Origin of the sequence: Henriciella sp. (genome assembly GCF_029937755.1) — a bacterium.
GTDB lineage: Bacteria > Pseudomonadota > Alphaproteobacteria > Caulobacterales > Hyphomonadaceae > Henriciella.
Genome location: NZ_JAPYPG010000001.1, coordinates 812,312 through 833,075 on the forward strand (window position 1 = coordinate 812,312; position 20,764 = coordinate 833,075).

Consider the following 20,764-nt stretch of genomic DNA (forward strand, 5'->3'; position numbering starts at 1 on the left):
CTGTGCGATAATCCAGGTTCATCGGACATGGCTGCGCAAAAATTCGGCCATCCATTGGCCGACAAGCTCGTTGTGAACGGGCACTTCAAGGCTGTCGCAGGCCTCATCCACACGTTCCGCACTAAAGGCGGTACCGCGGCGTACATTGTAGAGCGCACAACAGAAGCCGCCGGAAAACTCCGGATGGCCCTGAAAGCTGATCGCTGGCACCTCGCCATAATCAAGCACGGCGTAAGGCGTGAAATCCGAGGCGGCCACGAGACGAGCACCTTCCGGGAGGCTCAACACCTGGTCCTGATGGCTGACCCCAAGAGAAAATGTCTCGCCCTTAAGGCCTGTCATCCAGTCCGGCTTATAGCAGATGTCATAGATATGACGGCCGAGTCCCCACCCCTTATCGGATTTCTCGACCCTCGCCCCCATTGCGGCGGCGATGGCCTGATGGCCGAAACAGACGCCGATCTGGGGAATACGCTCATCGCCAGCGCGCCGGATGAAGTCAAAGAGAGGCGCCATCCATTCATGATCTTCATAAACGCCCGCCGCCGAGCCGGTCACGAGAACGGCTTCGACGTTCTCAAGGGCAGGAAAAGGCGCGCCTTCGACAATCGGGATGCTTTCGCATGTCATGTCCGGCATGTGCGGAGAGATGAGATCCTCGAACATGGCCGGATAGCGTGGCCAGTCCGCCCGGATCGCCTGCGGCGGCAGGCCAGTTTCCAGAATGGTGAGTTTCATGCTCGTCCCGTTAGCCGAAAAAGCGTTTCGGGATAAGGGGCGTTCACGCCACAGCTGTCAGCGAAGAGATGGCGTTCCAGCCGACATAGGCGGCAACGAGGATGATGAAGCTTGCGAATGCTTTGCGCGCCAGCTGTGCGCGCGGCTCCAGAAGTTTCGCCACGTATTGTCCGGCGAGGCCTCCCACGAATCCTCCCGCCAACAGGAGCGCAGCAAGCCGATAATCGACCAGTCCATCGAGAGCATAGTTCGACGAAGTCGCCGCACCAAACAGGGATACGGAAACGAGCGATGAGGCGGTGGCTGCTGCCATTGTCATGCCGGTCGCGTACAGAAGCCCGGGGACGATGAGAAAACCGCCCCCAATACCGAAGAAGCCGGCTGCGAAACCGACAAGAACGCCTAGCGGCAAGAGACGGACAAGCAGGCGAAAGTCGAGGTGCACGTCCGGGTCGCCGGTGGTCTTTGGTTTGCGGAACATCGAAAGAGCGATCGCGACCATGGCGATGGAAAAGCCAAGCAGGAGCTGATCACCCTGGATGACCTTGGCGATCGTCGATCCGAGAATGGAACCAATCAAACCGGCACCAGCAAACACACTGGCGCAGGGCCACTTCACGCGACCACCCTTCCAGTGTCCGAAAAGACTGATCAACGCTGTAGCCGCAACGGCCGCTGCCGACGTGCCGATCGCCACATGCGGGTCGCCAACGCCCACAAAATAGAGCAGCAGCGGAGCCGCCAGCACCGAACCGCCACCGCCAAAGGATGACAGGAGCAGACCGACAAGCGCGCCGCTTGCGAGGGCAGTCATGATGGTGACGGGATCCATAAGCATAGCGTGGTTCAGGGGTTCTCGCGGAGGTCAGGACAGAAGATATCGGCGAGGGTTTCAAGTAGTCTGGCTGCAGCCTGATGGTCGATCGCATAGAAGATCGTCTGGCCAGACCGGCGCGTGGTTACGAGCTTTTCGTCGCGAAGTTTTGCCAGGTGTTGAGACAGCGCCGATTGCGAAAGATCCGACCCTTCCAGCAATTGCCCCACGCTCTTCTCCCCGCTCACAAGCTGGCAGAGGATCATGAGGCGCTTTTCATTCGCCATGACACGCAGGAAATCCGCTGCAGCGCTGGCCTTGGCCTCCAGTCGGGCCGGCTCGAGAGCAGTATCAAGCATGGCTTATATATATTAGGTATTGCTAAATAAGCAAGTGCTAATATATTATCTGCATAAGGAGACAAGACACATGGATATCAAAGCATTTTTCGATCCGGATACGTCCACCGTTACCTATCTCGTAGCAGATACCGAAACTTCAAAAGCGGCCATCATCGATCCTGTCCTCGATTTCGATCCTGCGGCGGGTAAGCTGCATACGCGTTCTGCCGACGCGGTCCTTGCCGAGGCGAGTGATCGTGGACTGGAGGTTGTCTATGTTCTCGACACGCACGCTCACGCAGACCACCTGTCCGCCGGGGACTACATCCGCAAACAGACGGGCGCATTGTACGGCATCGGCGAGCATATCCAGGACGTACAGAAAATTTTCAAACCCGTGTTCAACGCCCTGGACGTCATCCCCGATGGCCACGTCTTTGACCGGCTGTTCTCAGATGACGATACGTTCAAGATTGGTAACTTGAGTGTCCGCGTAATGCATACACCGGGACATACGCCGGCCTGTCTCACCTATGTCATCAAGGACGCGGCTTTTGTCGGCGATACGCTGTTCATGCCCGACTTCGGGACGGCGCGTGCCGATTTCCCGGGAGGGGATGCCGCAACGCTCTACCGCTCTATCCGGAAAATCCTGTCACTGCCGCAAGAAACGCGGATCTTTGTTGGCCACGACTACCTGCCGGACGGCCGCAACGAATATCGCTGGGAAACCACTGTCGCCGAGGAGCGCACCAGCAACAAGCATGTTCATGACGGCGTCAGCGAAGCAGAATTTGTGGCAATGCGGACAGCCCGCGACGCGAAACTTGATGCGCCTCGCCTCATCCTTCCGTCCCTGCAAGTGAACATCCGCGCCGGGGCGTTGCCGCCGGAAGAGGCTGACGGCAAAACCTATCTGAAGATTCCAGTAACAGCTACGGCGCCGTAACGTCCGGGTCTGACTGTGCGCTGCCCTGCTGGCGTGCGATCCAGTCATCGACACGCGTCTCAAGGGCATCGAGCGGCAGAGACCCTGCCCCCAGCACGGTGTCGTGGAAGGCACGGATGTCGAAGTCGGGTCCGAGGGCGGTTTTCGCCCGATCACGCAGTTCCAGGATCTTCAGCTCACCGATCTTGTAGGCGGTCGCCTGACCGGGCCAGCCGATATAGCGTGTCACTTCCGTCTGGATGTTGAGTGGCGCGAGGGCGGAATTCTTCTCGAAGCAGGCTTCGGCTTCCTCCCGTGACCAGCCATACCAGTGCATGCCCGTGTCTGCGACAAGCCGGCAGGCCCGCCACATCTCGTAAGAGAGCGCGCCAAAGCGTTCATAGGGTGTGCGATAGATACCCGCTTCGCCGGCCAGCGTCTCGGCATAAAGGCCCCAGCCTTCGCCGAAGGCCGTCGCGTAATAGTTCTTGCGAAAATAAGGGACGTCCTCAAGCTCCTGAGCCAGCGCGATCTGGATATGGTGGCCGGGCACGGCTTCGTGTGCCGACAAAGCTGGCAGCTCATAGAGTGGACGCTGGTCGAGCGCATAGGTGTTGACCAGATAGGTCCCTGACATCCCCTCTTCCGGATTGCCGCCAGAATAACGCCCTGTTGTATAGCCAGGTGCGATAGAGGCCGGCACTGGCTCCACGCCATAGGTCAGGCGCGGCAGCTTGCCGAAATACTGCGGCAGAATGGCGTCGAGCCGCTTGGAGATCAGGGCGGCTTTCTCAAGCAGGTCCTCGGGTGTCTTGGCGTAAAATTGCGGGTCGGAGCGCAGAAAGGCCAGGAACTCGTCAAAGGTCCCTGAATAGCCAATCTCATCTATTACGCTCTCCATCTCCGCCCGGATACGAGCGACCTCGGATCGGCCGAGCTTATGGATATCTTCGGGCGAGTAGCCTGCGCCCGCAGTATGATGGCGGATGGCCGCTTCATAATAATCATGTCCGCCTGGCAGTGAGCCAACACCAGCTTCGGACCGTGTGTTCATGGCGTAATCTGTTTCGAGATATGTGAGTAGCTGTTCGTAGGATTTTACCGCGCGCATCACAGCCTGGCGCCCGGCGGCACGTAAAGAGGCTGCGGTTTCGGCGTCCATATCCTCCGGCAGCGTCTCGAAAGGTGCCCACAAGGCGCTGTCTTCCGGCGCATCGACAACCTGTTCGCGGACCTGCTCGGTCGTGGTTGAGAGCGGATCGGCGTGTGAGGTCCAGCCGGTCCTAACGCCACGGCGCATATTGGTGGCATGCTGCGAAAAATAGCGTGGAACGTCGTTCAGGCGCGAAATCCAGGCCTCCGCCTCTTCTTCGTTCCGCAAACGAAGGTTGCTGGCGGCAAAGAATGGCTCGGCATGAAAGCCCCAGTCCCCTGTGAAGGGGATGCGCGCAGTATCATACTCGGCCTGCATGATCAGGTCATCCAGGAGATGGCCCAGGATCTTCCACTCCGGTGTCGTATGGTCTTCGAGCGCGAGCAAATCCTGCTGAAGGGCTCGTGCGCGCTGGGCGATATTTTCAACATGCTGTTGCGACACGTCCGGCCATCGGCGGGGTGCGCGATCTTCCGACCGGGCCTTGGCAGCAGGATTGATGTCGAGTGTCAGCGCCTCGTACTGATGAATGATCTCGGCCATTGCGGGGGATTGCGGGGCCGGCTCTGAGGTGATCACCGGACCGGGCTTCGGCGCCTCTCTGGCATAGGCAGGTGACGTAAGGGCAAGAAGTCCTGTCAGGATCCAGACGGATGATTTCATTGCATCACTGCCTTTCTTGTCGCGTTGACACTGCGCCGCACCATTCTAGAACCCGCATTACAAACTCAGCAGGTTTCGGGAGCCCTCATCAATGGCAGGTTCACAGTGGACTGATCCACGTCCGATGTCACCTCACCTCCAGATCTGGAAGTGGCACTGGACGATGGCAGCATCGATCTTCCATCGCGTCACAGGCGTCGGAAACTATCTTGGTGCGCTTCTCATCAGCATCTGGATCATTTCGATTGCCGCCGGCCCCGAGACCTATGGCTTCGTGGAAGGGATCATGTTGTCGCCGGTCGGGCAGATCCTGCTCTTCTTCTGGCTGACCTCGCTTCTCTTCCATTTCGTCAATGGCATCCGCCACATGATCTGGGACGGGCCGAAGGCTGGCTTCCAGCCGAAAGTTGCCAGTGCGTGGTCGGTCTTCAATTTCGCCTTCGCCATTATCGCTGCCGCAACAATCTGGTCGCTCGCGACCAATCTGTTCTAGGGGGAGACAATGAGCACCAATTACAAGACCCCAGCCGCCGCCGCACGCGGCCTTGGTTCGGCCAAGGCCGGTACAAACCATCACATCCGCCAGCGTGTCTCTGCCATTGCGCTCGTGTTTCTGGTGCCGTGGTTCCTTTATGCGGTTATCGCGGCCAGCCGGGCAGGCTTTGATGGAGCGACTGACTTCCTCTCGCAGCCCTGGAACGCCATCCTGATGATTCTGACCCTGGGCGCGGCGTTCTTTCACATGCGCCTCGGTATGCAGGTCATCGTTGAGGACTATATCGCAAAGGCAGGGATGAAGCAGGGTCTGCTCATCCTCAACACATTCGTCTGCGTCGGCCTGTTTGCCGCCACGGCGCTGTCGGTTCTGAAGATATGGATTTCGGCCGGCGTCTAGAAGCGTCCAGGCCCCGGAAAGGTAAGTCGTCATGTCTGACTACAAGTTCGTCGATCACACCTACGATGTCGTCGTTGTCGGTGCCGGTGGTTCCGGTCTCCGCGCCGCGCTCGGCGCGGCCCAGGCGGGCCTGCGCACGGCTTGCATCACCAAGGTGTTTCCGACCCGCTCCCACACTGTTGCCGCACAAGGCGGTATCGCAGCCTCGTTGGGCAATATGGGCCCGGATAACTGGCGCTGGCACATGTATGACACTGTGAAGGGGTCCGACTGGCTGGGCGACCAGGACTCCATCGAATACCTCTGCCGTGAAGCGCCTCAGGCCGTCTATGAGCTCGAGCACTGGGGCATGCCCTTCTCGCGCAACGAACAAGGCAAGATCTATCAGCGCCCGTTTGGCGGTCACACGACCGAGTATGGGGAGGGTCCACCCGTCCAGCGCACCTGTGCAGCGGCTGACCGGACCGGCCACGCCATGCTCCATACGCTTTACGGCCAGTGCGTGAAGGAAGAGACCGAGTTCTTCATCGAATATTTCGCGCTTGATCTCATCATGGATGAGGAAGGCGCCTGCCGCGGTGTGACGGCCTGGAAGCTTGACGACGGCACGCTCCACCGGTTCCGCGCGCAGAAGACTATCCTTGCAACCGGCGGCTATGGCCGTGCCTTCTTCTCGTGCACATCGGCCCACACCTGTACCGGTGATGGGAACGCCATGGTGCTTCGCGCTGGTCTTCCGCTGCAGGACACCGAGTTCATCCAGTTCCACCCCACCGGCATTTACGGTGCGGGTTGCCTGATCACTGAGGGCGCGCGCGGCGAGGGTGGTTATCTGACAAATTCCGAAGGTGAGCGCTTCATGGAGCGCTACGCGCCGAGCGCAAAGGACCTGGCCTCGCGTGATGTTGTTTCCCGCGCAATGACGGTGGAGATCCGCGAAGGCCGCGGCGTTGGAGAGGAAAGTGACCACATTCACCTTCACCTCGAACACCTCCCGCCGGAGACCCTGGCTGAACGCCTTCCGGGTATTTCGGAAACAGCGAAGATCTTCTCCGGCGTGGATGTGACAAAGGAACCGATCCCTGTCCTTCCGACGGTTCACTACAATATGGGTGGTGTCCCGACGAACTATCATGGCGAAGTTCTCACCAAGAAGGGCGCCGATCCCGACAGTGTCGTGCCGGGCCTGATGGCGGTGGGCGAAGCTGCGTGCGTGTCGGTTCACGGGGCCAATCGCCTCGGGTCCAACTCGCTGATCGACCTGGTCGTGTTTGGCCGCGCCGCCGGCCTGCGCTGTGGGGCGACCGTGGATGCGGGCGCCAGCCAGCCGGAAGTTCGCGACGTGCAGACGGATGCCCACCTCGCTCGCTTCGACCGGATCCGTAACGCGTCGGGTGATCAACCGGTCGCAAAGCTCCGCATGGACATGCAGAAGGCCATGCAGACCAATTGCGCCGTCTTCCGCACAGGGGAAGTCCTCGACGAGGGCGTCGAGAAAATCTCGGAAATCTACTCCCGGGTTGGTGGCATGGACGTCAAGGACCGTGGGCTAATCTGGAATACCGACCTCGTTGAGGCGCTCGAATTCGACAACCTTATTGGGCAGGCCGCTGTTACAGTGAACAGCGCGGCAAACCGGAAGGAAAGCCGCGGTGCGCATGCCCGCGAGGACTTTGCTGACCGCGACGATAAGCAGTGGATGAAGCACACGCTCGCCTGGGTCGACGATGCCGGCAAGGTCACCATCGATTACCGCCCGGTGCACGAGTACACGATGTCCAACGACATTGAATATATCGAGCCCAAGGCCCGCGTTTACTAGGAACTCATCATGGTACAACTGACGCTTCCGAAAAATTCCAAGGTCGGCAAGGGCAAGGAGTGGCCAAAGCATGAGGGCGCGAAAAATACTCGTGCTTTCAAGATCTACCGCTACTCCCCCGAAGAAGGCGGCAACCCCCGCTGGGACACCTATCATGTCGACATGGACCGTTGCGGCCCGATGGTTCTCGACGTCCTGATCTGGATCAAGAACAATATCGACCCGACCCTTGCTTTCCGCCGCTCGTGCCGAGAAGGTGTCTGCGGCTCATGTTCGATGAACATTGGCGGGCAGAACACCATCGCCTGCACCAAGGGCTGGGACGAGGTCGCCAGCAAGACGATCACCATTGCCCCGCTGCCGCACCAGCCCGTGGTGAAGGACCTGATCCCCGACCTCACCAATTTCTACGCCCAGCACGCCTATGTGCAGCCCTTCCTCAAGACCGATACGCCGGAGCCGGAGAAGGAGTGGCGTCAGTCGGAGGAGCAGCGCAGTGAGCTCAATGGCCTCTATGAGTGCATTCTCTGTGCCTGCTGCACCACGTCGTGTCCGTCCTACTGGTGGAACGGTGACAAGTATCTTGGTCCGGCCGCGCTGCTGCAGGCCTATCGCTGGCTGATCGACAGCCGCGACGAAGCGACTGGCGAACGGCTCGATGACCTTGAGGATCCATTCAAGCTTTATCGTTGCCACACTATCATGAACTGCGCCCAGGTCTGTCCGAAGGGACTCAACCCGGCCAAGGCGATCGCCAAGATCAAGCACATGATGGTTGAGCGCGTCGCCTGACTGGGTCGGTGATTCGCCAAGATCCCCTATATGCGCTACACAAGGCGTATGCGGGGACAACATAACAGATCATGGCTCGTCATCGTGCGCGCAGGCCGGGGATCACTTCATTCCCGCTATGCCGCAGACGATGCCAGCCGGAAGTATGATGTACTCGTCGCGGCCTGGCAGGACGGTGTTGCACCGCCTGAGGGGCCGAACGACCGGCTGGTGATGCAGCCCGGCCAGAAGATCGCCGGATACCATTCGCTTTTCGAGCGGTTTCCGGACCTTCTCGACACATACACCCACATCGCGCTTGTCGATGACGACATCGACATGTCCCCGGAAGCCGTCAATCGGAGCTTCGAGGCGGGAAGTGCGGAAAACCTATCGATCTGGCAACCCTCGCTCACCTGGGACAGTTATTTTTCCTACGCCGCTTTCCTGCGGAATCCGGCGTTCCAGCTGCGCTATACCAACTTCGTCGAGATGATGTGTCCCTTCTTCCGCGCCGATGCGCTCAGGAAGGCGCTACCCCTCTTTGACCTCGGCTACGATGTCGGGCCGGACCTTGTCTGGACGCGGCTCGAAGAGGACAATCACTGCCGCGCCGCCATTCTCGACACCGTCAGCGTCCATCACACGCGGCCGGTCGGCAAGGCCAAGCGCGCGCGGACGGAGGGGCGCTTCAAGCGCTACGACTCCGAGGTCCAGACCTTTCTTGATCAGGCCGGTCTCGGCTTCCGCGGCAACGTCGTCTATGCGGCGAAGACCAGGGGTGGCCGGGCGCTTGCCGGACGCGGGCAAATTGCCTTTCGCTATATGGCCCTCATGGCTGGGTTGGTCCGCACGCCAATGGTGAAATGGAAATTCCTGCGCCTTGTGAGCGACGCCATCCGCCACGTCCTGATACGCCCGAAAAGTCTCGATCCGATCGATGCACAGTCTGTTGCGCAGACGGTGCGGATGGCACAGGCCGCGCCTTCACTCTGACCGGGCCCGCCGGATCGCGTCCTCGACGAGGACCAGCCGGTCATTACCGAAATACATGTCATCTCCGACAAAGATGGTTGGCGAGCCGAAGCCGCCGCGTGCGATCAGCTCGTCTGTGTTCTCGCGCAGCCTGTCCTTGATGGCCTGGTCGGGGATGCCCTCCATGACCTTCCCGGTGTCGACGCCCGCGCGCTCGCAGATGTCGGCGACGACCTCATCCTTTGAGATATCGAGATCATCGCGCCAGTAGGCCTCGAAGGCCGCGGTGGCGAAGTCGACCAGTTTTCCCTCTGGTTTCAGCAGGATGCAGGCGCGCATCACCTTTACGCTGTTCACCGGGAAGACGCTTGGCGGCATCTTGATCTCCAGTCCGGTGAACCGGGCCCAGTCCTGCAGGTCCTTGCCGTGATAGCGCGCCTTCGGGTTCGGTCCGGCCTTGCGGGCTTCGTAGACACTCGGGTTGACCGCGTTGAACACGCCGCCGACGAGGATCGGCCGCCAGTCCACCTCGACCTCCAGCCTTTCCGCCATGGGCTGGACACTGTGAAAGCCGAGATAGGTCCAGGGGCTGGAACAGTCGAAATAGAAGGTTATCATGCGCGGCGTCTCCCGATCGGTTTTGCGCATCAGGCTACCGCACCGAACAGCCGCCCGGCCAGAGCGGTGACGGCCATGGCCGCGGCGCCCCAGACGACCACGCGGGCGACCGAGCGCAGCTTCTTCGCGCCGCCGGCCCGTGCGGCGACGACGCCCAGCAGGGCAAGGCTCGCCAGAGACGCAGCCACGACAGCGGGGGCGACATATTCCAGCGGCGAGACCGCCGCGGCTGCAAGTGGCAGGGCCGCGCCGACGGAGAAGCTCGCCGCGGAGGATACGGCCGCCTGCACGGGCCGGGCCGTCACGACCTCAGAGATGCCGAGTTCATCGCGGGCATGGGCCTTGAGCGGGTCCTTCGCCATCAGCTGTTCGGCGACCTGCTGCGCGGTCTCCGGCTCGACGCCGCGGGCCTTGTAGATGTTGGCGAGTTCCTCGAGTTCTTCCTCGGGCATGGTCTTCAGCGCCTTGGCTTCCTTGGCGAGGTCGGCGCGTTCGGTGTCGCTCTGGGAGCTGACCGAGACATATTCCCCCGCGGCCATGGACATTGCGCCGGCGAACAGCCCGGCCACACCGGCGAGCAGGATGTCCTCGCGCCCGGCAGAGGCCGAGGCGAAGCCGACGACGAGACTGGCGGTCGAGACGATGCCGTCATTGGCGCCGAGAACGGCGGCACGCAGCCAGCCGATGCGATGCACCATGTGGTGTTCTTCATGGCCGGCATAGGAAATCGGGTCTGACATGGGGGCCTCCTTGCGCCTCGGGCTTCGCCTGGCGCAGTTTGGCATGCAATCCGTAGAATCCCCAGTCTTTTGAAGGTTTCGCGCAGGCCGGAGTGGGCCCCGGTCCGCACAAGGGCCAGCATCAGGCCGGGGTCAGGCGGATCGTGGCGGTCCGCGCCGCAGCTCGCGGGAGAAATGGGCGAGCATGTCCCTGATATCGGGCGGGGTGTAGCGGCTCGTCTGGCCGGGCGGTTGGCCGCCGCGCAGGGGAGAGACCCGTCCGGGCCGGCCCGGCCTGGGCCGGGTTCGCGCCCGGTGGCGCGCATGGCGCCGGGCATGACGGGCAGGGTCCGCCAGCACACGTTCCAGCGCTCTTAGCCGATTGATGACCGGCCCGGCGGCAACGCCCGGTTCTGTTGTAGTGGCGACAGGATAAGCCTGGTCCAGAAAGAGGATGCGCGGCTGAGGCCCCCTTGGTGGACGCGGCGTCCGGCGCCGGATCATTTCATTATAGGTAACCAGTGGCTCGAAGAGTTTGAAGCCGGCGGTGCGTGACTGATCCTGTTTCGCGGCGTCGCCGCTCACATGCATCACGCTCAGGACTGCCTTGTTGGCGAGGGTCCGGCGAAGGGCCTTGCCGCCGGGCCCGTCAAAGCGGGTCGAGCGGTCCGCGGCCGGGAGGTCTATCTCCATCGCCATCAGCACGATCAGCCGGCGCACCATCGCCTCGGCAGGGCGAAGCAGGCGCAGCGCCTGCATCCGGGCGCCGCGGGAAATGCGTTCTGGCACAAAGCTCTCGGTCAGTCCGATCAGCGCGGAAATGGTCGAGACCAGCCCGGCCAGCCGTGGCCAGGCCTGCGCCATCCCGCGTCTCAGATACTCGTCCCAGATTTCCATCGCTTGAGGAGTGTATGCGCGGAGTCCGGCAGGCGGACGGATTCAGTCCGAAAACGTTCCAGAAACAGCCCAGTTTTGAGAGCAGGTGTGAAGACTTGCGCCCCTTCTCCCGGATCCGGGAGAAGGGCCGGGGACGAGGGCTACAGTCCAAGTCTCATAATGGATATTTGTCTCAATAGCGCGTTGCGCGTCCTTTTGGGCGAATCGGGTACAATATGACATGGAGAGAAAAACAGTATTTGTGATCGGAGCGGGCGCTAGCGCTGAATTTGGACTACCCGTGGGGTCCGGCCTTCAGAACCGAATCTCTAAACTGGTCGATATTCGTTTTGAAGACGGACTTAGAATATGCTCCGGCGATCACGATATCTATCAGGCATGTAAGCGCCAAGGCGGCAACCCAAATGAGTTCCTGTATGCTGGCTGGCGTATTCGCGATGGTGTAAAATTAACTGACTCAATCGACAACTTTCTCGACAAACATCACGAAGACCAGAAGGTGCGATTCATAGGAAAGCTGGGCATAGCTCGTGCCATTTCAGAGGCGGAGGGTAAGAGCAAGCTCGCTGGAACACGTCACAAGCCTGATGACACTTCGTACATGAATCAAGTCAATGGCACTTGGGTTCATGAGCTATTCAAACATCTGCAACGTGCTGTACGTAAGGAGGACGTTGAGCAGATATTCTCGAACGTTTCGTTCGTCATTTTCAATTATGATCGGTGTGTAGAAAAATATCTAAGAACGGCTGTCCAGCTTGCATATTCCATTGATGAGAGTCTGGCTGAGCAAATCGTCCGTGAAGCAAATATCTTTCATCCGTACGGTACCATTGGAAACTTGCCGGGGCGACAGCTAGGTAATGGCCCACAAGTCTCTTTTGGCGAAAATGGGCGGCTAGAAAGCATGGCTTCTAATCTCAGTACTTATACTGAGGAAATCGAAAATAAGGATCTCTTGGCCTCTATAAGGAGCCGCGTAGGAGAAGCCGAGCAACTATGCTTTTTAGGCTTCTCCTACCAACCACAAAACATGGAGCTGCTAACTCCTGAAGTGCTCCCGGTAAGTAAGCGAATACTTGGAACGGCGTTCGGGATATCAGAGTTCAATCGAGCTGAGATCGAAAGCGACCTGCGTGCGAGATTTCAGACGCCAATAGGTGATACCCGCATAAGGCTGCATCAAGGTAAATGTGCAGACCTTATGCGTGATTTCGGACGAGCATTTGACTGATTAAACCGTCACAACCACCTTCCCCTTGGCGCGGCGTTCCATCAGCTCGGTGATGGCGTCGGGGCCTTTTTCCAGCGGGTAGGTGTTGGAGATGTGGGGCTTGATCTTGCCCTGCTCATAGAGCGCGAAGATCTCCTTGATGTTTTCCTCGTTCGCCTGCGGGTCACGCGCCACAGCCGCGCCCCAGAAGACGCCGACAATGTTGCAGGATTTCAGCAGGGTGAGGTTGAGCGGCATTTTCGGGATGCCGGCCGGGAAGCCGATGACAAGGAAGCGCCCGTCCCAGTTCATCGCGCGCAGGGCCGGTTCGGCATAGTCACCGCCGACACCGTCATAGATGACATCGACACCGCCGCCGCCAAGCTCCTTGATCTTGTCGGAGAGGGCTTTCTGGTCGGCCTTTTCCAGCGGGCCGCGCGGATAGACGAGGCCTTTCTTCGCGCCTTTTTCCATGGCGAGATCGACCTTGTCCTGGCTGGAGGCGGCTGCGATCACTTCCATGCCCATGGCGGCCCCAAGCTCGACAGCGGCAAGGCCGACACCCCCGGCCGCGCCGAGGACGAGCAGGCTTTCGCCCGGCTTGCAGTTCCCGCGATCCTTCAGGGCATAGTAGGATGTGCCATAGGTCATCAGCAGGGCAGCAGCTTCCTCGAACGACATGGCGTCCGGAAAGGCACGCACGCGGGCCTGATCGACCACGGCCTCTTCGGCCATGCCGCCCCAGCCGATCGAGCCCATGACGCGGTCACCGACCTTGAACTTGGTCACTTCCGGGCCGACCGCCTTCACGATGCCCGAGATTTCGCCGCCCGGGGAGAAGGGGCGTTCGGGCTTGAACTGGTACTGGTCCTGGATGATCAGCACGTCCGGATAGTTCACACCGATGGCTTTCACGTCGATGACGACGTCACCCTTGCCGGGCTCCGGGGTTGGCACATCCTCGAGGACGAGCGTTTCGGGGCCGCCGGGCGTCTTTGACAGTAGGGCTTTCATGGGCGTGTTCCTCTTGCACTTTATGCTGTGTGGCTACATTGACGTCGCGAACCTATCCGTGGCACCGGCCCCTGTGAAGCGTTACGTGGCGAAAAACGGACGCGGTCTGACAAAGGTGTAGAATGGCAAAGAGCTGGGCGCTTGCACTGCATGGTGGGGCTGGTCCCCTGAGAGACCTCGACCATGCCCGCTCCGAGCGCCATATGGCGGGCCTGCTGCGCGAGGGCGAAACGCGCCTTGCCCGCGGGGAGCCTGCGCTGGACGTGGTGCACAAGCTGGTCGTTGCGCTTGAGGAATGCGGCTTTCACATTGCCGGCAAGGGGTCATCGCCCAACGCCATCGGCCAGTGGGAGCTCGATGCAGCGATCATGGACGGGCGCTCGCGCAATGCCGGGGCCGTGGCCTCGCTGCGCGGCTACAAGAGCCCGATCACGGCCGCCCGCCTCGTCATGGAAGAGACGCCGCACGTCCTGATTATTGGCAAGGGCGCGGCGATGATAGCCCGCGACCACAAGCTAGACCGCGTGCACAGCCCGAAGAATTACTACACCCCGGTGATCAAGCGCCCGGTGAAGAAGGGTGAGCTTGCCCATGGCACGGTCGGGGCGGTTGCGCTCGACCAGCATGGACGGCTGGCGGCGGCGACCTCGACCGGCGGGCTGCTCGGCAAGACGCCGGGCCGGGTGGGCGATACGCCGATCATCGGTGCAGGCCTCTGGGCCGATGAGCGGGTGGCGGTCTGCTGTACCGGGCAGGGCGAATACTTCTTGCGCACCAATGCGGCGGCCGATGTCTCATCCCGCGTGCGCTATGCGCGACAGGGTTTGAAAGAAGCCGTGGATGGCTCGCTGGAGGATCTCAACCTGCTCGGCGGCGATGGCGGCATGATTGCCATCGACGTGCTCGGCCATGTCGAGGCGGTGTTCACCTCCGACACGATGAAGCGCGGCGTCGTGACGAGCGCCGGGCGGTTCGACGTGGCGACGATGCGATGAGCCAGCACGATCTCGTCTTCTTTATCGTGGGGCTGGTTGTGTTCTTCGGCTTCGCGCTGGCGGTCCAGATGCGGATTCTGGCCGGCATTGCGCTGAAGCGGGCGGCGAAGGCGAAGTATGATGACCTCGCCGATGCTCCGGCACGCTTTGCCGTTGCTGCGGCGGTGAATGGGCAGGACCTGGAGGCCGGGGATTCCATGGCCGACGCGTCGATATGGCTGGCTCAGGAGTATCCCCGCGCGATCGCTCATATAAGGCTCGCGCGGAAGGCGACGATGGGGCTGGGCGCCCTGCTGCTGCTGATCGTGGTGGCCTGGCGGTTTACCGGCGGGGAGGGCTAGCGATGTCGATGCGGGGCTATTTCGCAATCGGGGCGGAGGGCATTTCCAAGCCGATGAACCTTGGCGCCCTGATGCGTACCGCGAATGCCTTCGGGGCGAGCTTCGTCTTTTCCGTCGGCGCCGAGCCGAAGCTGAAGGTCGCCTACAAGGCCGATACGTCGAAGACGTTCGAGAGCGTGCCGTATTATCAGTGGGATGCGATCAGCGACATGGCCTTCCCGAAGGGCTGCCAGCTGGTCGGTATCGAGCTGACCGAGGATGCGATCACGCTGCCCGAGTTCAAGCATCCCAAGGCGGCGGCCTATGTGCTGGGCCGTGAGCGCGGGGACCTGTCGCCGGAGATGCTGGCGAAGTGCGACCATGTCGTGAAGATTCCGACCAGATTCTGCATCAATGTCAGCCTCGCCGGCGCGCTCGTCATGTATGACCGGGTGCTGTCCATGGGGAGTTTCCGCGACCGGCCCGTCATGCCGGGTGGGCCGAAAGCATAAGGCCATGAGACACGAAGATCGTATCCGCCTGAGAGACGAATTGCTGGCCGAGGCGCGGCAGCGGACGCTGATCATGGGCATTCTCAACGTGACGCCCGACAGCTTCTCCGATGGTGGTGCGCATGACGGATACGAGGAGGCGCTGGCGCATGCCAGCCTGATGGTCGCCGAGGGGGCCGACATCATCGATATTGGCGGGGAATCGACCCGCCCGGGAGCGGTGGCGGTCAGCGAGGCGGAGGAACTGGCGCGGACGATTCCCGTCGTAAAGGCTGTCGCCGGGCCGGACCGGAAGCCCGTTTCCATCGACACCTACAAGGCCGGCGTCGCGCGCGCGGCCTGCGAGGCAGGCGCGGTCATCATCAATGACGTCACGGGCATGTCCGATCCGGGCATCGTTGCGGCCGCCGCAGAGACCGGCGCCGCCTATGTGCTGACCTATCATCGCGGCGCAAAGGACCCGGAGGTCGATGCAGCGAAGGAGATGCTCTCCTTCTTCGAGCGCGCCATCGAGCAGTGCGAGGCCGATGGCCTGCCGCGCGAGCATATCATCCTCGATCCGGGCGTCGGCTTCGCGAAGAGTTATGAGCAGAATTTCCAGGTGCTGGGCGCGGTCGACGGGCTGGTGCGCACGGGGCTGCCGGTGCTGATCGGCGTCTCGCGCAAATCCTTCATCGGCAAGCTTTACGGCAATGAGGTTGGCGAACGGCTCACCGGTTCACTGGCCGCAGCCCTCGACAGCGTGCGCCGGGGCGCGCATATGCTGCGCGTCCATGATGTCGCCGAGCACAAACAGGCGATCCAGATGTGGGAGGCGATCGAACATGCGGCGCACTGAGCGGGTCTTTGTCGAGAATCTCGGCATTCACGGCTTTCACGGCCTGATCAAGGAAGAGAAGACCCTCGGGCAGAAATTCTATGCCGACATCGAGTGCCTCGTCGCGCGCGACGGGCCGCCATCGGACACGATGGGCGATGCCGTCGATTACGGGAAGCTCTGTGACCTCGCCCACGACATCTCCGCCAGCGGACCGTTCAATCTTGTCGAGACGCTGGCCGAGCGCATCGGCCACGGCGTGATGGAGACCTTTCCGCTGGTGAAGAGCGTCCGCGTGCGCATCCGCAAGCCGAACGCCCCGATCCGGCATTTCCTCGATCATGTCGGGGTCGAGATCACGCTGGAACGCGATGCCTGAAGCCGCTCTGGCCTTCGGCTCCAATCTCGGTGATAGCCGCATGATGATCGAACGGGCGGTTACCGCGCTCGACACCATGCAGGCGATCCGTGTCACCCGCGTCTCATCCTTTTACCACACGCCGCCCTGGGGTGTCGAAGCGCAGCCGGATTTCGTGAATGCCTGCGCGCTGATCGAGACCTGTTATTCCCCGGAAGACCTGTTGGCGGCCTGCAAGGACCTCGAAAAGGCGCTTGGCCGTGAAGAGGCGGTGCGCTGGGGCCCGCGGCTGATCGATATCGATGTGCTCTGGATGGGTGGCGAGACGCGTGACAGCGAGACGCTCACCCTGCCGCACCCCCGCATGACGGAGCGGACGTTCGTCCTGGTGCCATTGGCGGAGATTGCGCCGGATATCGAGATTGGCGGGATGAGTGTGCAGGGGCACCTTGAGGGCTTGCCCGATGAGGCTTCACAGGTCGAGAAGTTGCGCTAGCGCCCCCTCCGCCTGCCGGCACCTCCCCCGTGAACGGGGGAGGAACCTTGCGGCCAGGTTTTCTCTTTCCCCCGCCAGTGGGGGAAGAGGCCCGCGAATGCGGGTCGAAGGGGGCCAGCGGATATACTCCGCCACTCACCCAAAGGTGTTCCCAAAACCTGATTGTCCTGAAAAAATCCCAGCCCGTCTGCGACGGACATCTTTCTGCTAGCCGTTATAGATAGAGCCAGCGGGTGCGAAGGCCATGATCATCGTGACCGCGGCGAGAAAGCCGAGGACGGCGAGGCTGAACCCTTTCGCGAGGAGCTGCGTGATTTGCATAGCCATTGTCACTTCCTGCGTATTTGACCCCTGAGGGGCTCGTTCTTCATGCGAGCCTAGATGGGGTCATATCGTGCAAAGAACATGCTCGTTCTCGAATAGGTTCCATGTCAGGCCGGAATGGGGCGGTTTTCGGGCGGTTAACGGAAAATGAATGGCGCCGCTGCTTATGGAGCAAGTCCGGCATCCTTCACCGCATCCTGATAGGAGCGTGAGACCGGCACATCGTCACCGGATTTCAGCGTCAGCATGATCTTGCCGCCATCGCGGCGTGCCGATTTGATCCCGCCGCGGGACACCCACCAGGAGCGGTGGACGCGCAAACCATCGACGCTCGCCAGTTCGCGTTCGGCATCCGACAGGCGCATCAGGATAAGATCGCTGCCGAGGCTGGTATGGACACGAAGGTAATGGTCTTCGGACGAAATCGCCCAGAGATCGGCGGTGCGATACTTGACCGGCAGGCGTTCGAGGAAGCCGTTCACCGCATCGCGGTCATCCACCCGGTGGGCAAAGTCCGGTCCGGCGACGTTGAAAGCCCGGCTCAGCGTGTAGCCGAGAAGGGTCATGGCGACCGAAATCACCAGCACATAGCCATACAGGACGATCAAAGGCCCGCCGCCGACACTGATATAGCCGCCTGAGAAGAATTCGAGCGCCAACATGACCGCGAGAACACCGGCGGCGGTGATCAGCGATGTTATGATGATCATCAGCCAGGCCGGGCCTTCGGGGTGGAGCTTGTAGTAGGCCCAGACGGTTGCCTCACCGATGATCGAGCCGGTGATGATCAGCACGAACCAGAAGCCGAAAATTAGCCAGAGCGGGGCGTCGAGACTCGTTCCGAAAGGCCGCAGAAAGGCCAGGAACAGGGCGACCCCTGTCAGGATGGCGAGTTCACGCGCCCGCTTCTTCCAGTCGATGGCGATACGCAAGCGGAACTCCCTCAGCCATTCACGTTTCGCGAATGACATTGGCGTCATTTGGCGAAGGATTCCAGCCATTTGACGCATCCCGGCTCGCAGCCAGCAGAGCCGTTCGCCAGTCTCCGGTTGTCGGCAGCGACCTGCCGCCAGTCCTATACAGATTACGGAGACCCTCATGAAACGTATCGCAACCATCCTTGGCCTCGCGGCCTGTTTTTGCCCCGCAGCCTGGGCCGCGAGCCTCGACCTTACCGTCACCGATGTGGACACCGCAGAGGGGGCCGTGCGGGTGGCCGTGTTCGACAGCCAGCAGGGCTGGAAAGACAATACCGTCATCAAGGCGGCCGAGGTGGATGCCGAGACCGGCAGCGTCACGCTTACGATTGACGGCCTGGAGCCCGGCGAGATCGGCATCAAGCTCTATCACGATGTCGATGGCGACGGAGACCTCGACACGCGCGGTTTCGGCATTCCGACAGAGCCTTACGGCTTTTCCAATGATGCGCCGGTGCGCTTCGGCCCGCCCGCATGGAAGAAAGCGAAGTTCGCGCTGGGCGACGGCGCCAACACCCACACGATCAAGCTGCGCTAGCCGCGCCCCCTGCAGTCTGCTGCCCGGAGAAAGACCCATGAGCCTGACGGACGTTTCCTCCCGCCCGACACTGAAATCCCGCCTTGGCCGGATCTCGAAGAATACCTGGGTGATTTCGATCGCGCTGGTCGTTTATGCCGCGCTGAGCACGGCGATCCTCTTGCATTTCCAGGCCGTTCCGCGCTTTCGGATTGACTTGTCACCCCTTCTGAATGCCGGCACAGCCATCCTCGTTCATGTCAGCGCGGCCGTCGTGACGCTACTGGTCGGGACCGTGCTCATGTTCGCTCCGAAAGGCTTTCGCCTGCATCGCACGCTCGGCTGGACATGGGTCATCGCGATGGCGGTGACGGCGGGCTCGTCCTTTTTCATCACGATGATCTTCGAGACCCATTTCAGCCCCATCCACGCCCTCTCCGCCTGGACGATGATCGGCCTGCCCATGGGCATTGCCGCAATCCGCCGGAAGGATGTGGCCAGGCACCGGAAGGAGATGACGGGCATGTTTGTCGGCGCAATGCTGGTTGCGGGCCTCTTCTCGCTCTTGCCGGGGCGGCTGATGTGGGACGTTTTCTTTGCCACCTGAGCCAGTTCTGCCCTTTCGGACCTTGGCGACGCCCGGCATAAAGGCCGGGCGTTTGTCATTTCAGGGAGGCTATTCATGGCGGTCAGATGGGCTGGACTTGTTGCAGGGGCGCTGACGCTGTCAGCCTGTGCGACCCAGGAGGGCGGCTCCGTGCTGCCGAATATTTTCGAGCCGGCACCGAAATCCGCCGTCGAGGCGCTCAACCGCTATTATGAGGACGTCCCGGCCTCGGCCCTGCCGAAAGCGCCTGAAGGCGTGCCGCTTCCCGCCAGCGATGCTGTTATCAGCCGCATCCTCGTCGCCTCGTGCAATGATGAGGAATTGCCGAGCCCGACCCTCGCCCAGCTCGCCACGGAAGAGGCCGACCTCTTCCTGATGATCGGCGACAATGTCTATGGCGACCGCGACGGCAAGGCCTATGCGATCAATGAGCCGGAACTGGATGAGCTGCGCGAAAGCTTTGCCGATCTGGCTACCCGCGAGGAATTCATCGCTGCGCGCTCGAAATTCCCGATGATGGTGGCGTGGGACGACCATGACTATGGCGCCAATGATGCGGGCAAGCACTTTCCGTTCAAGGCGTTCGCTGAGCGTATCCACGAGACCTTCTGGGGGCTTGATGGTGAGGATGTCGGCGCCTGGCCGGGGACCTATTATGCGCGCAGCTTCGGTCCGGACGGCCAGCGCGTGCAGGTCATCATGCTCGACACCCGCTTCTTCCGCTCCGACCTGACGCCCACCGATGAGTACGGTGCCGAGGGCAAGGAACGCTACATTCCGACGCCTGAGGGCGATCCGCAGGACATGCTCGGCTCCGAACAGTGGACCTGGCTTGAGAACCGGCTGCAGGACCCGGCGGATATCCGCATCGTGGTCTCGTCCATCCAGGTGATGCCGACCGTGCATGGCTGGGAGGCCTGGTCTACCATGCCGAAGGAGCGCGAGCGGCTGTTCGATCTCGTCAATTCGACCGGGGCGGAAGGCGTCGTCTTCCTGACCGGAGACCGGCATACCGGCTTCATCTATGAGGAGCGCGACGTGCTGCCCTATGCCGCCAATGAGCTGACGGCGTCCTCGCTCAATCTCAGCTTTGCCGACGAGAGCTCCGAGCGCGATGCCCGCCAGATCGGCGCGGCCTTTCCGCCGGAGAATTACGGCGCTGTCGAAATCGACTGGGAGGGCGAGACGCTTTCACTGATTCTCAAGGACAGTGAGGGCAAGACGGCACGGCGAAACGATATTGCCTTTTCCGATATCGGGGTCGATTAAGCGCCCAGGGT

25 protein-coding genes are annotated in these 20,764 nt (G+C 61.3%); 16 read left to right on the top strand and 9 right to left on the bottom strand.

The features are described 5' to 3' along the window. Window positions 1–18: 18 nt before the first annotated feature. Genes Q1K29_RS04060 through Q1K29_RS04070 form a run of 3 tightly spaced genes read right to left on the bottom strand, consistent with a single transcriptional unit; the run spans window position 19 to window position 1,911 of the window. The gene (locus Q1K29_RS04060; protein WP_300391672.1) at window positions 19–738 is read right to left on the bottom strand and encodes a glutamine amidotransferase; all 720 of its coding nucleotides are present in this window, start codon (window positions 736–738) and stop codon (window positions 19–21) included. 43 nt (window positions 739–781) lie between these two features. Beyond that, window positions 782–1,570, bottom strand: a complete 789-nt coding sequence (locus Q1K29_RS04065; protein WP_366524166.1) for a sulfite exporter TauE/SafE family protein — start codon at window positions 1,568–1,570, stop codon at window positions 782–784. Window positions 1,571–1,584: 14 nt separating this feature from the next. Then, the gene (locus Q1K29_RS04070; RefSeq protein WP_300391674.1) at window positions 1,585–1,911 is read right to left on the bottom strand and encodes a metalloregulator ArsR/SmtB family transcription factor; all 327 of its coding nucleotides are present in this window, start codon (window positions 1,909–1,911) and stop codon (window positions 1,585–1,587) included. 70 nt (window positions 1,912–1,981) lie between these two features. Between Q1K29_RS04070 and Q1K29_RS04075 the strand changes: the two genes are divergently transcribed. Beyond that, the gene (locus Q1K29_RS04075) at window positions 1,982–2,842 is read left to right on the top strand and encodes an MBL fold metallo-hydrolase (RefSeq protein WP_300391675.1); all 861 of its coding nucleotides are present in this window, start codon (window positions 1,982–1,984) and stop codon (window positions 2,840–2,842) included. Here Q1K29_RS04075 and Q1K29_RS04080 read toward each other — a convergent pair. Then, on the bottom strand, window positions 2,829–4,637 hold the full coding sequence (locus Q1K29_RS04080) for a DUF885 family protein (RefSeq protein WP_300391676.1): 1,809 nt from the start codon (window positions 4,635–4,637) through the stop codon (window positions 2,829–2,831). The two genes, Q1K29_RS04075 and Q1K29_RS04080, sit on opposite strands and share 14 nt — an antisense overlap. Window positions 4,638–4,728: 91 nt before the next feature. Here Q1K29_RS04080 and sdhC point away from each other — a divergent pair, with 91 nt between their 5' ends. Genes sdhC through Q1K29_RS04105 form a run of 5 tightly spaced genes read left to right on the top strand, consistent with a single transcriptional unit; the run spans window position 4,729 to window position 9,121 of the window. Beyond that, window positions 4,729–5,130, top strand: a complete 402-nt coding sequence (sdhC, locus tag Q1K29_RS04085) for a succinate dehydrogenase, cytochrome b556 subunit (RefSeq protein WP_300391677.1) — start codon at window positions 4,729–4,731, stop codon at window positions 5,128–5,130. A 9-nt stretch (window positions 5,131–5,139) separates the two neighbouring features. Next, window positions 5,140–5,532, top strand: coding sequence for a succinate dehydrogenase, hydrophobic membrane anchor protein (gene sdhD / locus Q1K29_RS04090; RefSeq protein WP_300391678.1), 393 nt, complete (start codon window positions 5,140–5,142; stop codon window positions 5,530–5,532). Between the two features lie 31 nt (window positions 5,533–5,563). Beyond that, entirely contained in the window at window positions 5,564–7,354 is a 1,791-nt protein-coding gene (gene sdhA / locus Q1K29_RS04095) for a succinate dehydrogenase flavoprotein subunit (protein ID WP_300391679.1), read from the top strand. A gap of 9 nt (window positions 7,355–7,363) precedes the next feature. Continuing rightward, window positions 7,364–8,146 carry a succinate dehydrogenase iron-sulfur subunit gene (locus Q1K29_RS04100; RefSeq protein ID WP_300391680.1) on the top strand — a complete coding sequence of 261 codons (783 nt, stop codon included), beginning with the start codon at window positions 7,364–7,366 and terminating at the stop codon, window positions 8,144–8,146. A gap of 30 nt (window positions 8,147–8,176) precedes the next feature. Further along, window positions 8,177–9,121 (top strand): hypothetical protein, encoded by a 945-nt coding sequence (locus Q1K29_RS04105; RefSeq protein WP_300391681.1) that lies wholly within the window; start codon window positions 8,177–8,179, stop codon window positions 9,119–9,121. Here Q1K29_RS04105 and Q1K29_RS04110 read toward each other — a convergent pair. The 3 genes from Q1K29_RS04110 to Q1K29_RS04120 all read right to left on the bottom strand — a co-directional run bounded on the left by Q1K29_RS04110 (window position 9,113) and on the right by Q1K29_RS04120 (window position 11,301). Next, the gene (locus Q1K29_RS04110) at window positions 9,113–9,718 is read right to left on the bottom strand and encodes a 2-hydroxychromene-2-carboxylate isomerase (protein WP_300391682.1); all 606 of its coding nucleotides are present in this window, start codon (window positions 9,716–9,718) and stop codon (window positions 9,113–9,115) included. The two genes, Q1K29_RS04105 and Q1K29_RS04110, sit on opposite strands and share 9 nt — an antisense overlap. 29 nt (window positions 9,719–9,747) lie before the next feature. After that, a complete protein-coding gene (locus Q1K29_RS04115) occupies window positions 9,748–10,458 on the bottom strand; it encodes a VIT family protein (RefSeq protein ID WP_300391683.1) in 711 nt (236 codons plus the stop codon). Between the two features lie 132 nt (window positions 10,459–10,590). Further along, window positions 10,591–11,301 carry a hypothetical protein gene (locus Q1K29_RS04120; protein ID WP_300391684.1) on the bottom strand — a complete coding sequence of 237 codons (711 nt, stop codon included), beginning with the start codon at window positions 11,299–11,301 and terminating at the stop codon, window positions 10,591–10,593. A 253-nt stretch (window positions 11,302–11,554) separates the two neighbouring features. On the opposite strand from Q1K29_RS04120, the gene Q1K29_RS04125 reads away from it, so the two are divergent. After that, on the top strand, window positions 11,555–12,568 hold the full coding sequence (locus Q1K29_RS04125; protein ID WP_300391685.1) for a hypothetical protein: 1,014 nt from the start codon (window positions 11,555–11,557) through the stop codon (window positions 12,566–12,568). Here the strand turns inward: Q1K29_RS04125 and Q1K29_RS04130 are convergent, their stop codons facing one another. Beyond that, the gene (locus tag Q1K29_RS04130; protein ID WP_300391686.1) at window positions 12,569–13,561 is read right to left on the bottom strand and encodes an NADPH:quinone oxidoreductase family protein; all 993 of its coding nucleotides are present in this window, start codon (window positions 13,559–13,561) and stop codon (window positions 12,569–12,571) included. Window positions 13,562–13,683: 122 nt separating this feature from the next. Between Q1K29_RS04130 and Q1K29_RS04135 the strand changes: the two genes are divergently transcribed. From Q1K29_RS04135 to folK, 6 genes are read left to right on the top strand one after another with little or no spacing between them, the layout of a single operon-like run. Next, entirely contained in the window at window positions 13,684–14,556 is an 873-nt protein-coding gene (locus tag Q1K29_RS04135) for an isoaspartyl peptidase/L-asparaginase (protein ID WP_300391687.1), read from the top strand. Beyond that, window positions 14,553–14,897, top strand: coding sequence for a hypothetical protein (locus Q1K29_RS04140; protein WP_300391688.1), 345 nt, complete (start codon window positions 14,553–14,555; stop codon window positions 14,895–14,897). Before Q1K29_RS04135 ends, Q1K29_RS04140 begins: the two co-directional genes overlap by 4 nt. 8 nt (window positions 14,898–14,905) lie before the next feature. After that, window positions 14,906–15,388, top strand: coding sequence for an RNA methyltransferase (locus tag Q1K29_RS04145; RefSeq protein ID WP_366524167.1), 483 nt, complete (start codon window positions 14,906–14,908; stop codon window positions 15,386–15,388). A 4-nt stretch (window positions 15,389–15,392) separates the two neighbouring features. Beyond that, the gene (gene folP / locus Q1K29_RS04150; protein WP_300391690.1) at window positions 15,393–16,226 is read left to right on the top strand and encodes a dihydropteroate synthase; all 834 of its coding nucleotides are present in this window, start codon (window positions 15,393–15,395) and stop codon (window positions 16,224–16,226) included. Further along, window positions 16,213–16,584 (top strand): dihydroneopterin aldolase, encoded by a 372-nt coding sequence (gene folB, locus Q1K29_RS04155; protein WP_300391691.1) that lies wholly within the window; start codon window positions 16,213–16,215, stop codon window positions 16,582–16,584. Before folP ends, folB begins: the two co-directional genes overlap by 14 nt. Further along, window positions 16,577–17,059, top strand: coding sequence for a 2-amino-4-hydroxy-6-hydroxymethyldihydropteridine diphosphokinase (gene folK / locus Q1K29_RS04160; protein ID WP_300391692.1), 483 nt, complete (start codon window positions 16,577–16,579; stop codon window positions 17,057–17,059). The genes folB and folK overlap by 8 nt, the downstream gene beginning before the upstream one ends. Before the next feature lie 488 nt (window positions 17,060–17,547). Here the strand turns inward: folK and Q1K29_RS04165 are convergent, their stop codons facing one another. Further along, the gene (locus tag Q1K29_RS04165; protein ID WP_300391693.1) at window positions 17,548–18,384 is read right to left on the bottom strand and encodes a LytTR family DNA-binding domain-containing protein; all 837 of its coding nucleotides are present in this window, start codon (window positions 18,382–18,384) and stop codon (window positions 17,548–17,550) included. Window positions 18,385–18,481: 97 nt separating this feature from the next. Between Q1K29_RS04165 and Q1K29_RS04170 the strand changes: the two genes are divergently transcribed. The 3 genes from Q1K29_RS04170 to Q1K29_RS04180 all read left to right on the top strand — a co-directional run bounded on the left by Q1K29_RS04170 (window position 18,482) and on the right by Q1K29_RS04180 (window position 20,753). Beyond that, window positions 18,482–18,898 (top strand): DUF2141 domain-containing protein, encoded by a 417-nt coding sequence (locus Q1K29_RS04170; RefSeq protein WP_300391694.1) that lies wholly within the window; start codon window positions 18,482–18,484, stop codon window positions 18,896–18,898. Window positions 18,899–18,935: 37 nt separating this feature from the next. Continuing rightward, window positions 18,936–19,484, top strand: coding sequence for a DUF2306 domain-containing protein (locus tag Q1K29_RS04175; protein WP_300391695.1), 549 nt, complete (start codon window positions 18,936–18,938; stop codon window positions 19,482–19,484). A 75-nt stretch (window positions 19,485–19,559) separates the two neighbouring features. Then, on the top strand, window positions 19,560–20,753 hold the full coding sequence (locus Q1K29_RS04180) for an alkaline phosphatase D family protein (RefSeq protein ID WP_300391696.1): 1,194 nt from the start codon (window positions 19,560–19,562) through the stop codon (window positions 20,751–20,753). Window positions 20,754–20,764 lie beyond the last annotated feature (11 nt).